This is a genomic window from Leadbettera azotonutricia ZAS-9, from assembly GCF_000214355.1.
GTDB classification, from domain to species: domain Bacteria; phylum Spirochaetota; class Spirochaetia; order Treponematales; family Breznakiellaceae; genus Leadbettera; species Leadbettera azotonutricia.
Genome location: NC_015577.1, coordinates 1,207,448 through 1,219,535 on the forward strand (window position 1 = coordinate 1,207,448; position 12,088 = coordinate 1,219,535).

The 12,088-nt window shown below is 53.6% G+C and carries 10 protein-coding genes; 9 read left to right on the forward strand and 1 reads right to left on the reverse strand.

Features of this window, described 5'->3' with window-relative positions; genetic code table 11:
* Nucleotides 1–19 precede the first annotated feature (19 nt).
* The 9 genes from TREAZ_RS05300 to TREAZ_RS05340 all read left to right on the forward strand — a co-directional run bounded on the left by TREAZ_RS05300 (nt 20) and on the right by TREAZ_RS05340 (nt 10,743).
* Nucleotides 20–1,612, forward strand: coding sequence for a spiro-SPASM protein (locus TREAZ_RS05300; protein WP_015710785.1), 1,593 nt, complete (start codon nt 20–22; stop codon nt 1,610–1,612).
* The gene (locus TREAZ_RS05305) at nt 1,587–2,609 is read left to right on the forward strand and encodes a hypothetical protein (RefSeq protein WP_043922877.1); all 1,023 of its coding nucleotides are present in this window, start codon (nt 1,587–1,589) and stop codon (nt 2,607–2,609) included. The genes TREAZ_RS05300 and TREAZ_RS05305 overlap by 26 nt, the downstream gene beginning before the upstream one ends.
* Complete coding sequence (locus tag TREAZ_RS05310) at nt 2,606–3,286, forward strand: cytidylyltransferase domain-containing protein (RefSeq protein WP_015710787.1); 681 nt, start codon at nt 2,606–2,608, stop codon at nt 3,284–3,286. The genes TREAZ_RS05305 and TREAZ_RS05310 overlap by 4 nt, the downstream gene beginning before the upstream one ends.
* Nucleotides 3,283–5,076 (forward strand): methyltransferase domain-containing protein, encoded by a 1,794-nt coding sequence (locus tag TREAZ_RS05315; protein WP_043922880.1) that lies wholly within the window; start codon nt 3,283–3,285, stop codon nt 5,074–5,076. Before TREAZ_RS05310 ends, TREAZ_RS05315 begins: the two co-directional genes overlap by 4 nt.
* Nucleotides 5,077–5,172: 96 nt before the next feature.
* Nucleotides 5,173–6,696 (forward strand): ATP-grasp domain-containing protein, encoded by a 1,524-nt coding sequence (locus tag TREAZ_RS05320; RefSeq protein ID WP_245535096.1) that lies wholly within the window; start codon nt 5,173–5,175, stop codon nt 6,694–6,696.
* Nucleotides 6,693–7,757 (forward strand): N-acetylmuramoyl-L-alanine amidase family protein, encoded by a 1,065-nt coding sequence (locus tag TREAZ_RS05325; protein ID WP_015710789.1) that lies wholly within the window; start codon nt 6,693–6,695, stop codon nt 7,755–7,757. Before TREAZ_RS05320 ends, TREAZ_RS05325 begins: the two co-directional genes overlap by 4 nt.
* A complete protein-coding gene (locus TREAZ_RS05330; RefSeq protein ID WP_015710790.1) occupies nt 7,754–8,311 on the forward strand; it encodes a GerMN domain-containing protein in 558 nt (185 codons plus the stop codon). Before TREAZ_RS05325 ends, TREAZ_RS05330 begins: the two co-directional genes overlap by 4 nt.
* 75 nt (nt 8,312–8,386) lie before the next feature.
* The gene (locus TREAZ_RS05335) at nt 8,387–9,421 is read left to right on the forward strand and encodes a flagellar filament outer layer protein FlaA (RefSeq protein WP_015710791.1); all 1,035 of its coding nucleotides are present in this window, start codon (nt 8,387–8,389) and stop codon (nt 9,419–9,421) included.
* 98 nt (nt 9,422–9,519) lie between these two features.
* On the forward strand, nt 9,520–10,743 hold the full coding sequence (locus tag TREAZ_RS05340; protein WP_015710792.1) for a RelA/SpoT domain-containing protein: 1,224 nt from the start codon (nt 9,520–9,522) through the stop codon (nt 10,741–10,743).
* Here the strand turns inward: TREAZ_RS05340 and TREAZ_RS05345 are convergent.
* Nucleotides 10,709–12,073, reverse strand: coding sequence for an MATE family efflux transporter (locus TREAZ_RS05345; protein ID WP_015710793.1), 1,365 nt, complete (start codon nt 12,071–12,073; stop codon nt 10,709–10,711). The genes TREAZ_RS05340 and TREAZ_RS05345 overlap by 35 nt on opposite strands.
* Nucleotides 12,074–12,088 lie beyond the last annotated feature (15 nt).

The following is a 12,088-nucleotide window of genomic DNA, read 5'->3' on the forward strand; positions in this document are numbered from 1 at the left end:
TACCGATATAATAAGTACCATGAAAGCCCTTACTGTCCTGTATGGAGGCAGCCTTGCCCCCGAAGCCTTTGAACCCGTCTTCTCGGGCAAAAGCGCCTTTTCCCTGGCCCTGGAAAAAGCCCGCTCCTTCCCGGGAACTGAAAAAATCGCCCTTTTGGGGCTTACCGGGACCGAATACCCCGGCATTCCTGCTGAGTCAAGCGATTTTATCCTGGTCCGTTCCGATAAATGGACAAAAAAAAGCCTTTTGGAGAAAATTTCCAGCCTGGGCGAGGGGTTTGCTCTTACTTTTTTCGCCTGGGCAGACTGCCCTTTCCTTGATCCTGTCTTGGCGAAAGCCCTCGCCGACCGCCATCTTCGTTATGCCGCCGAATATTCCTACGCCGACGGCTGGCCATACGGTTTTGCGCCGGAGCTACTTTCGCCGGGGACAGCGGGCATACTCTGCAAAATCCTGGGGGATGATGATGGCGGCACTGTGGAACGGGATACCCTCTTTTCGGTGCTTCAAAAGGACATCAACGCCTTTGACATAGAGACTGAAATTTCCCCTGTTGATTTGCGGCGCCACCGCCTGAGCCTCTCTGCGGATTCTGCCCGCAATCTCCTCCTTATAAAACGCTTTTTTGATGCCGGTCTCAAGGGCTGCTCCGAGGCTGCCGATCTAATTGAAAAACACCCTGGGCTTCTGCGCACCCTGCCTGCGTTTTATTCCATTCAGGTTTCGGGTGCTTGCCCTCAAGCTTGTTCGCTTTGCCCCTGGCCAAAGGCTTCCCAGGCTGATAAAGGAATTCCCGTTACAGAACGGCGCGACTTTATGGGCAAAGCCGATTTCGGCTCATTGCTGGACAAGATTGCAGCTTTCTCCTCTGACGCGGTGATCGATCTTTCCCTCTGGGGGGATCTGTCGCTTCACCCTGACAAGATGGAATTGATACAAATGGCGCTGGCCAAACCTGGACTTTCCCTGGTGATAGAAACTTCAGGCCTGGGCTGGAAGGCCTCCGAGCTTGAGGAATTGGCCCGCGTGGCTGCCAATGCCCCTTCGCGGAAAACCCCTGCGCTTCCCGGCGCTGCCCTTTCGTGGATAGTATCCCTGGACGCTTCCGATCCTGAACGCTACAAAGAGGTGAGGGGGCCGGGCTATGCGGAAGCTGTGGACTGCGCAAAAAAGCTTTTGGATCTTTTCCCGGGCAATGCCTATGTGCAGGCTGTGAGGGTCAAGGGCTTCGAGGATGATATAGAAAAGTTTTACCGTTACTGGAAGGAAGCTGTGCCGGGCAAGGGGCAGTCTCATGTCATCATTCAGAAATACGATGATTTTTGCGGTGCCCTCCCAAAATTGCAGGCTTCGGATCTTTCTCCGGTAAAGCGGCTGCCCTGCTGGCATCTCATGAGGGACATGGCTATTTTAATTGACGGCAAAGTTCCGGTGTGCAAGGAAGTGTCTGCTGCCAGGGGAGCTGCCGAAGACAGATCCCTTGGGAATGTTTTTGACGATCCTCTTGAGGATATCTGGAAGAAGGGCGAAGCCCTCTACCTGGAGCATGGCGCTTCAGAATACCCCGGTATGTGCGCTGAGTGCGATGAATACTATACCTACAATTTTTAACGAAACCTTGCCTTCCTACACCTGCGTTGGGGGGAATGAGCGTAGAGCCTCAACAGGGCTTTCCGCAGTGATACTCAACAGAGGCGGCCGCTATGCCCGGTTCAGTTTTTTTGAGGAACTTGAAAAGGCAGGCTTTGATTATGTGGTTTCTCTGGAAGGCCCTCAGAAAAGATATGATCTTGAGGGGCTGTCGGGGGCTTTTCCCTTTGTCCGCTTTATACTTTTGCAGGCGCCCATCAGCACTGGAGAGGCGATCAACCTGGCTGCCTCGGAGCTTTCGAGCCCCCTCTTCTTCGTGCTCTGGAATGATCTCAGGATACTCCGGGGGGGCGGGGCAAGCCGTATGGCAGAGAGGCTCCTTTTCAGTTCAGAGGAGCTTGCCCGGAACCCGGATGAAAAAAATACCTATAGGCGGCTCTGCACTGTCCCGGTAATCCAGGACAACCGTTTCGAGACTGTTCCCACTTTGATCGCCCCTGTGCTGATCCGGGGTTCTGTTAAAACGGTCTCCTCCGCTCCCGCCAAGGAGGGGAGCCATTCGCTGTACCCCTTTGACGGCGTAGGCATCTACGACCGGGAACGCTTCATACGCCTTGGCGGCTTTGACGGCACTCTTAAAAGTTTCCATTGGCAGCTTATGGATTTGGGTTTTCGTTCCCGCCTCTGGGGGGAGGAGATTGCCTCTACCCAGGCAATCAAGCTTTCCTACGAAGGGGCTATGCCTGCGGCAGATAGCACTGCCGAAGAAAGCTACCGCCGTTTCTACCTTAAAAACCTTGCCCCTGTGTTCCGGGGGGATTACGCCAACCTGCCCCTGCGCCGTTTTCCCGGCTATGTGAGGCGTTCGGGCGGGGGCATTTTCAGTTGCTGGGACGATTTTAAGGAAGCCCGGGGCTGGGTCAAAACCAACCGTTTCCGTTTCCGCTGCGACGCCCGCACCATGGCGAATTCCTGGGCAGAGCTTTTTGGCCCTACGGAAACCGGGGGCGAATCATGACCGCCCTCGTCATCCAGGCGCGCCTTGATTCAACCCGGCTCTTCCGTAAAAGCCTCCTCCCCCTGGGCGGGCGGCCTCTCATTTTCCGGGTTATGGAAGCCCTCGGCATTGTCGATTGCGAAGTGAAAGTCCTGGCTTGCCCCGAGGACAGTGCCGCTGCCTTTGCACCCCTGGCCGAAGAAGCAGGTTTCTGCCTTGTTCCCGGCCCAAAAGAGGATGTCCTTGCCCGTTACTGCCTGGCAATAAAACGTTTCCACCCCGACCGTATAATCCGCGTTACCGGGGACAATCCTTTTACTTTTACTGATGCTGCGGAATTCCTGAACGCCGAAGCCGCTGCCCTTGGCTGCGACTATGCAGGCTATTATGGCCTCCCTCATGGCGCGGGCATAGAGTCAAACAATGCCGAAGCTATGCTTAGGGCGGAACGGGAAGCCTCTTCCCCCTATGACCGGGAGCATGCGAGTCCCTATTTGTACAACCACCCCGAATTGTTCCTCGTCCACCGCCCCCTGGCGCCTCTACGCTGGCAAGGGCATACAATGCGGGTAACAGTGGACACCCCGGAGGATTACAAACGGGCCGGACAGCTTTATGCGGCGCTTTCCGCCCTTCCCCTTGCGGAACGGAACAAGGGCGAAGCCGTAATTGCCGCGTACAGGAATATCGGCTTGTGAAAATTGAAGATGCCCCGTTGCCAATGGCTTTCTGCCTTGCAGTCCCCTGCCTTGAAAAAGGCAGGGGAGGGGGCCATCTGAGCCGTTCCGCCTTTCTCGTCAAGTCCCTGCGGGAAAAGGGAAAGGAAGCCTGCCTCTATGTACCGGCTCATGCAGAAATTGAAAATATACCATCCTTGATTCAAACCCTCTGCCCGGGTTTTAGCCCTTCATGGATGCATGCTGACGAGCCCCGTTCGCGCCGTTGGAGTTTTATAATCCTTGATCGCTTCTGCACACCTAAAAAAGAATTTGCCCTGTGGCAGGGTATCGCGCCCCTCATTGGCATTGACGAGGGCGGTCCCTGCCGAAGCAGGTTCGATTTCCTTATTGATTTACTGCCCCTGCTGCCAAAAGCAGGCCCCGCAAACCTTACGGCGATTAATCTTCTGCCCCTGCCTGCAAACAGGCGGCCTGCCTTCATGCAGGCTGAGAGGGATAACGTTCTCGAAGGGGCGAAGACTCCGAATAAAAAACCGCTCCGCATATTGATAAGTTTTGGCGCGGAAGATGCCGCAGGGCTCGGCTCTGCGGCCAGCCGGGCCTTGGGGATTGAGGCGCCAGGGAAAACCCCCAACCTGAAAGAGCGCCTTGCTGAATATGATCTTGTCATAACCCATTTTGGCCTTACCGCTTTTGAAGCTGTCTATGCCCGGGTGCCGGTGCTGCTAATGTCTCCAACTCTTTACCACGAAAAGCTTGCACGCAATGCAGGCTTTTTTTCCGCAGGCATAGGGCCTGAATCCGCACGATCATTGGAAAAATTTCTGTCCCATTCCGGTTTTATGTCCCTCGCGCAGAACTGCGAAAAAATAGCTGCCCGTTACCGTCTGGATGCGCCCCAAGGCCAAAGTCTGGCAGATTATCTTTCTGCCTTTGCGCCTTTGGCATCAAATTCCCGCAGTAATACTGTCATTGGTAGTATTGCTGCTAACCGCCCCCTTGCCCGTTTCCCCGAGCGTACCTATCGGAGGGAAGGCAGCCTTATCCGTATGGATCGCCTTACCCTGCCCCCCATTGAGTATGAGAAGGATTACTTTTTCGGGATGTACAAAAAACAGTACGGTAAAACCTACCTCGAAGATTTTCCCAATTTGATTGAAATGGGCAGGCGGCGGCTTGTTCACATCAAACAGCTGCTTCATCACGGCAAGGGCGCTTCTTCGTCTCTCCTGGACATAGGCTGTGCCTACGGGCCTTTTCTCGCAGCAGCAAAGGCCGAAGGCTTTGAGCCCGCCGGGGTTGAACCTGCCGAAGACGCAGCCCGATATGTTAACGAAGAACTGGGCATACCCTGCAGCCATGGCTTTTTCCCGGCGGCGCTTGAAGATGAACCCCGGAAAGTTGCCTTCGACGCCATCACCCTCTGGTACGTGATAGAGCACTTTGAAGATCCCGGCCCTGTGCTTGCCGAGATACACAGCCGCCTCAAGCCTGGCGGTATTCTTGCCTTTTCCACACCCTCGTTCACAGGGATATCGGGCCGTGCCTCACTTCCCAATTTCCTCAAAAACAGCCCTGCGGATCATTGGACTATCTGGAGCCCTCAAACATGCAGGGCTTTTCTTAAAAAACATGGCTTCAGCTTGAAGAAAACCGTGGTTACAGGCCATCACCCTGAACGCTTCCCTTTTTTGGGCCGTTTCTGCGCCAAACGGAAAGGGCCTCTGTATTCGCTCCTTCTCCTTGCAAGCAGAATGTTCAGCCTGGGGGATACTTTTGAGGCTTATGGGGTTAAAACAGGCGCCTAAGCCCTCCTTGAAAATTTCCGACAATTAAAAAGGGGGAATAATGTCCGAAAAAAACGCATATTGATACTTGGCGCCGGGGTAATGCAGGGCCCGGCCATGAAGATAGCCAAAGAAATGGGCCTCGAAACGGTAGCCGTGGATGCCGATCCCAAAGCCCCCTGCGTGGGCTGCGCGGACCGTTTTGAAAAAGTGGATCTCAAAGACAAAGAGGGCATGGAAGCCTTTGCCCTGTCCCTCAAGGAAAACGGCGGCCTCTCGGGGGTAATGACCGCAGGGACGGATTTTTCAGCCACTGTTGCCTGGACGGCTGAAAAACTCAATCTGCCGGGCATAAGCTTTGAAGCCGCCCTCAATGCCTCTGACAAGGAGAGAATGCGCCGCCGTTTTAAGGAGGCGGGTGTCCCTTCCCCGGAATTCATCATTGTCACGAAAATAATAAGCGAACTGCCCTTCCCATTCCCCGCAGTGGTTAAGCCTGTGGACAATATGGGAAGCAGGGGCTGCCGCCGGGTGGATACGCCGGATGATTTGAAAATTGCCGTCCCTGACGCGCTCAAATATTCCCGCTCCGGCAGGGCCATCGTGGAAGAATATATGGAAGGGCCTGAGTTTTCCGTGGACGCCCTGGTTTACAAGGGCGAAATCACCATCTGCGGCCTGGCCGACAGGCACATCTTTTTCCCTCCCTATTTTATTGAAATGGGCCATACCATACCTACCGATATTGACGCTGCCAAAGCCGACGCCCTGCTCAGCGCATTCCGCGCCGGGGTCAGAGCCCTGGGGATAGATAACGGCGCTGCCAAGGGGGACATCAAGCTTACCCCCAAAGGTCCCATGATCGGCGAAATCGCTGCCCGCCTTTCGGGGGGCTATATGTCGGGCTGGACTTACCCTTACGCTTCGGGGGTGCTGCCCACCAGAGGGGCAATACAGATTGCTATGGGCCAAAAGCCCGACAGCCTTGTACCCCAAAAAACCTGGACATGCGCCGAGCGGGCCTTCATTTCCATTCCCGGCAAAGTCCGTTCCATCCAGGGGCTCAATAAAGCCAAGGCTATCCCTGGGGTCAAAGACCTCTTCATGCGCATAGGGGAGGGGAGCAGGGTCAGCTTCCCCGAGAACAATGTGAGCAAATGCGGCAACATACTCAGCGCGGCTCCCACACGGGAAGAAGCAGCGAAGTCCGCAGAAACCGCTATCCGTTCAATACTGATTCGGCTCGAAGCCCATGATGATGCCACCGACTCCTTTCTGGCAGCCCCGCCTGCCGATGTTCCCGCATTCCCGCCCGACACCTTTGTCATAACTCCGGAAATAAAAGGACTCCTCGCGGATCTCCCTGATTCAAACCTAAAAGCCCCTTTGGGGCAGCTTGCCATTATCCCCTTCCCGGCTTTCATCTCCTCAAGCCTTAAAGACTATGTGGGCCGCGGCGTGGAAGAAAGCCTCGACGCAGTGCGCCTGATCACTGGCCTTGCCCTGCCCTTATTGCAGGCTTCGCCCGGCCGGGAGGCAGCCTCCGGCGCCCTGGGCCGCAGTTTCTGGGCAGCCCTAATCCGGGGCGGCTATCAGGGCGCGGTCTACTATCTCGACAACCTGGGCCTGGGGAAATTATGAAAAACAGGGGATTTTTCAGCCTTTCGTTGTTTTTTCTGCTATTGTTGGCCATAAACCAGCTCCCGGCTCAAACCCTTACCCTCGACGATGCCCTCAAAAACCTTGGTCAGGCTGAGCTCCGCTGGGATCCTTTTCTGGCCTCCGGGGTATTCAGCGCGGAGGGGCATAACGCGGCTTTTAGCTCAGGAAGCCAGGGGGAAACAGGTCCAGTGCTTTTCGATAACCGCGAGATCCTCGATCTGCCTTTGCCTTATACAGACCAGGGGGGAATGCTCCGTTTTCCCGAAGCCTTTGTTGCCAGGGTTAAAAACACCTTTAGCCGCTATGCAGAGGAAGATAAAAACCGTTTCAGGATTGCCGCCATCATCGTAGATCCCGGGCATGGGGGCAAGGACGAGGGGGCAGTGGGGAGCCATACCGTAAACGGCAAGCCCCTCAAATCGGTGGAAAAGGAAATCGCCCTCAAGGTTTCACTCCTCCTCCATGCAAGGCTGGCTGCGGCCTTCCCGGACAAGCGGGTGCTCCTCACCAGGGACAGCGACACCTTTCCCACCCTGGAAGACAGGGTTTCCCTGGCAAACGCAGTCCCCTTAAAGGATAACGAGGCGGCTATCTACATCTCTATACATGCCAACGCCTCCTTCAACAAGGCTGCCAGGGGCTACGAGGTCTGGTACCTCAGCCCGGGCTACAGGCGCGAACTTATCGACAAGTCAAAATACGCGGATTCCAAGGAAGTGATCCCCATTCTCAATACCATGATAGAAGAAGAGATCACCACTGAAAGCATACTTATGGCCCGTTCCATACTTGGCCACTTTGACCGGGACTTTGGGAAGATTATGCCATCCCGTGGGCTCAAGGCTGAGGAGTGGTTTGTAGTGAGGAATGCCCGGATGCCCTCGGTACTGGTGGAGCTGGGTTTTGTCACCAACGAGGCCGACGCAGTTTACATGAACGGCGATACCCACTTGAAAGACCTTTCGGAAGCGTTATATAAGGGAATAATTGATTTTGTCGCCTTATTTGAACGAACCGGGGGGTTTACTGCTTCACAATGAATCCAGTCCTTAAAGATACCCTTAAAAGCATAGCCAGAGCCCTGGAAGGCTTTTTCTCTGTTAAGCTGAACCGCCGCTTTTCCTACCTGGTTCTCATAGGTCTTATAGCCCTCATCGAATTTTTTGCCGTGGGGCTTGTCAGAAGGACGTTTTTATTCTATTCTGTTCTTGAAGGGACTACTGTCGTGGAGGATCGAATGCTCAGGCGTTCCTCATCCAGGGAAGCGGATATACGCCGCTACGTGGACGAGGTGCTGCTGGGACCGGTTTCCCCTGATTTAGCCCTTCTCTTCCGGAGGGAAACGAGGCTCAGGAGCCTGATGCTCAGGGGCGGCGTGGTTTACGCCGACTTTAGCCAGGACGCGGCTGTAGCCCCCGAGGGAGTTGATCTTTTCAGGAGCTTTTTGACCATCAACGAAGGGATACGGAGGAATTTTTCATCCGTCAAGGATGTGAAACTCTTTATCGGCGGAAACGAAATTTTTTTTAATGAATTTCGTGGGATTTTTGCAGATCCTGCCGATAATACAGGTAAACCGGTCAAAAGGCGTTGACAAATTAAGGGTATATTATATACTTACTTAATAACTGGTTTTTTATACACTTTGTGTAAATAAAAGGAGTTTTGAATGAAACGGATATTCATTCTTATCACCGTCGCGTTGTTCCTCTCGGGTGCATTGTTTGCTGAGGAAGCCATTCTTATTGACTTCGGCAAGCTTGCAGCAGACATCACTGTTAACGATGACAGTGAAAATGCCAAGCCCAATCAGAACCGGCAGACCGTAATGGACTATGGTCAGGTAGCTGGCGGCAGCTACACCGAAGAGCAGAAAGGGATAATGAAGACATCTCTGGCGATTACCAACTGGAATGTGATATTCACGTCATCTTCCCGCACGGTGACCAACGAAGTTGTCACTTATACCCGGGAAGCCACTTCCAAACAGTGGGGTACCGTTTTGGGTGTAAGGGTGCATTTCCCTGTGGAGCATTTTTACTCCAAGGCTTATATCAGGCCTCCCTTCGAAATCCCTGCGTACGAACCACAGGCCAACATTGATGATGAGGGCAATACCCAGCCTTCTGATGAAGATTCCGACGGAATCACCGGCCCCAGCCGCTTTGAAGATGGCTTTGGCGTGGTAAAGAACGTGGGAACCATCAAAGCCATTGCAGTCAATGCATACGGCCTTCAATTCCCCCATGGCCTCAGCGTAATCCTTCTGGATTCCCAGGGTACCGAGAAGTCCATGTTCATGGGCTACCTCAACTACGATGGCTGGGCCGAGCTTACCTGGAACAATCCCCAGTATGTCCTGGATGTCAGGAACCGGGAACTCAGGATCTACCCCATCTATCCCACCAGCACCCCCTTTGTTAAGTTTAACGGGTTCCGCCTTGACCGGGACGCGGATAAGGAAGGCGGCGACTTTGTGGCATACTTCAAAGACGTAAAGATCATTTACGATAAAGCAGTTCTTGATACAGACCGCGATATTGACGATGAATCCCTCTGGGGCATAATACAGACCAGGGAAACCGCCAAGAAGGTTTGGGAAATGAAGCAATTCGGCCAGAATCAGCTCCTCCGCTATCTGGAAGGCCAGAAACAGGCTACCGAAAATGTTTTCCAGCCCACTCCCGCAGGCGAACAGCAGTAGTCTAAAATCCTAAGGGCCGGCTAAAAAGCCAGCCCTGAAAATGGCTGCCTGATTACCGTAAGGTTTTTGGGCAGCTTTTTTTTTCAAGCCCCGGTGGAATGATGAGGCCTATACCAGATCTAAACACCCTGCGAAAGCAATACGATGAATTCCTGGATCCCCGATTAATGATTGTCCGGGATCTCAGGATACGCATAGAGGGTGTGCTTCGTACCTTCTTGCCCTCGCGTCCTTCAGTCAAAGCCAGGGTCAAGGATTTTGCCAGCTATTTTAAAAAGTACATAAGGATTCTAAAAGCCAATAATTCTGATGCAGACCCGGTTATCAACGACATCATAGGGGTACGTATAGTTTGTCCCTTCCTCGAAGATCTTGCCGCAACTGAGGAGATCCTCAAAGACAACTTTCAGGTTATCGAAGCAGAGCGCAAGGGGGGCGACCATACCTTCAGGGAATTCGGCTACGAATCCATTCATCTCCTCATCAAGATCCCCGATGAAATCTCGAAAATCTCGGGCAATGCCAATTGCGACACTGCCGAAATTCAGATCCGTACCATTTTGCAGGATGCCTGGGCCGAGGTGGAGCATGAGTTGGTCTACAAGGCAGAGTTCAATCCTTTTGACGCTCCCATGAAACGCAAGCTGGCTGCGGTAAACGCCAGCCTCTCCCTGGCGGACATTATCTTCCAGGAGATACGGAGCTACCAGCGTCAGCTTAACGGCGAATTGGGCAAAAGGCGGGAATCTTTCTTTAAAAAGATCGAGGATTCTACCGACGCCCTCCTCTTTGAAGGGGAAAAGCTCCTCCCTGCAGAAGACGATTCCCCCCTGCGGCAGTTTGTCCCTAACGAATCCATCGATGAGCTTCTCCTCAACGCCCTGTATGCCCACAACAAGAACCAGTTTTCCGAGGCTATTGCTTTTTATACCCGTATTTTGGAACTCAAGCCCGGGGACACCATCGCGGCCCTCATTTACAAGCACCGGGGCATGGCATTCTTTGCCCGTTCCCACTATGAGGAAGCCATTACGGACTTTGGCAAAGCCCTGGAGCTTGATCCCAAATCCTACAAGGCAGCCTATTACCAGGGCATAATCCTGTCTGTGCTGCAGAAGTATCAGGAAGCAATAGATGCCTTCGGCGCTTCCCTGGCGATAAACCCTTACCAGTCTTACTGCCTCTACCGCAGGGGCCAGGCTTACTACCATCTTGAAGACTATCCCCAAGCCCTGGCTGACTGCGAGGCTGCCCTGGCCCTCGAAAACATGGAACCAGCCCAGAAATTCAGGCAGCTTTTGCTTTCGAAGCTGAAGATGTGAATTTTCTCACAAATAATCCAAAGGCTATATAAAGCGGTATCCCCGAAGCAAGCCACGAGAGGGGGTTCACAAGGCATAGCCCCGTAAAGCCCAATTGGGGAATTAACACAAAAGCCGCCAAAATGCTCATTATGGTTTCCATGACCCCGCAGAGTATGGGGGCAAAGGGCCTGCCAAGGCCCTGGAGACTGCTTCTAAAGACCAGCATGATTCCCAGAATAAAGACCGAGTAGCCTATGTAGAGAAGATATTGGCGGCCCATTTCCAGGGCTTCTGCATTGTCTTTAACGAAGAGGGACACCAGGGCTTTTCCAAAAAATTGATTTATGACGGCCATAAAGACCCCTACGCCGAGGCAGATGAGGCAAGCCTGGCGCATGCCCTTGTAGACGCGGTCTATTTTTTTGGCCCCGTAATTTTGGGCCGTATAGGTGGTGATGGATCGGGCAATGGCAAAGAGGGGCATCATATTGAGGGCTCTGATGCGCTGGGCTGCTGAAACCGCCGCGATGGTGAGGGTGCCAAAGCCATTCATGGCGGTCTGAACCAGAATGTTCCCCACTTCCACGATGGACTGCTGGAGGCCCATGGCAAGGCCGAGGGACAGGTGGGCTTTGGCCTCGGCGCCCGTCAGCTTCCATTGGCCCTTGCCCGGAAGGAGATGGGGATAACGGCGTTTCAGGAAAACAAGGGCAAGGACGGCGGATACCAGCTCCGAAAAAACCGTAGCCGCCGCTGCCCCCGCAATGCCGAAATGAAACACCGCCACCAGCAGTATATCCAAAACAATATTTAAACCAGTCGAAATGACAAGAAAAACAAGGGGCGAAAAACTGTCCCCTGCGGCCCTGATAATATTGGCCGCCATATTGTAGAGCAGGGTGATGCTTATCCCCGAAAGTATGATGTGGAAATAGAGGGCGGCGTCGTCAAGGATCTCCGGGGGAGTATTCATGATACTCAGCAGGGGCCGCGTAAAAGGATTAATGACAAAGGTAAACACAAGGGAAAAAATCAGGCAGAGCAGCATCCCGGCGGCGACACTTTTCCTGATGCCTTCGCCGTCCCCGGAACCTACCCTTTGGGCAGTGATTATTGAAAAACCGTTGGTCAGGCCGAAGCTGAAGCCGAATACAAAGTGGATAAGGCCCGCGCTGCAGCCCGTGGCCGCCAGGGCGTTTATCCCCAGCGCCCTTCCCAGAATAAAGGCGTCGGTCATACTGTAGAAGATTTGGAAAAAATCCCCTGCCAGTAACGGCAGGGCAAATAAAATAATACGCCGGGCAGGACTCCCGGATGTCAGAAGCTCAGGCTGTTTGCTAACGGTCAAATCGCATCCTTAAGG

Excerpts from the sequence above, each read along its gene's own strand:
- TREAZ_RS05320 (WP_245535096.1), top strand. The coding sequence starts at position 5,173 with ATGAAGATAGCCAAAGAAATGGGCCTCGAAACGGTAGCCGTGGATGCC.
- TREAZ_RS05335 (WP_015710791.1), top strand. The coding sequence starts at position 8,387 with ATGAAACGGATATTCATTCTTATCACCGTCGCGTTGTTCCTCTCGGGT.
- TREAZ_RS05325 (WP_015710789.1), top strand. The coding sequence starts at position 6,693 with ATGAAAAACAGGGGATTTTTCAGCCTTTCGTTGTTTTTTCTGCTATTG.
- TREAZ_RS05340 (WP_015710792.1), top strand. The coding sequence starts at position 9,520 with ATGATGAGGCCTATACCAGATCTAAACACCCTGCGAAAGCAATACGAT.
- TREAZ_RS05300 (WP_015710785.1), top strand. The coding sequence starts at position 20 with ATGAAAGCCCTTACTGTCCTGTATGGAGGCAGCCTTGCCCCCGAAGCC.
- TREAZ_RS05330 (WP_015710790.1), top strand. The coding sequence starts at position 7,754 with ATGAATCCAGTCCTTAAAGATACCCTTAAAAGCATAGCCAGAGCCCTG.
- TREAZ_RS05305 (WP_043922877.1), top strand. The coding sequence starts at position 1,587 with ATGAATACTATACCTACAATTTTTAACGAAACCTTGCCTTCCTACACC.
- TREAZ_RS05310 (WP_015710787.1), top strand. The coding sequence starts at position 2,606 with ATGACCGCCCTCGTCATCCAGGCGCGCCTTGATTCAACCCGGCTCTTC.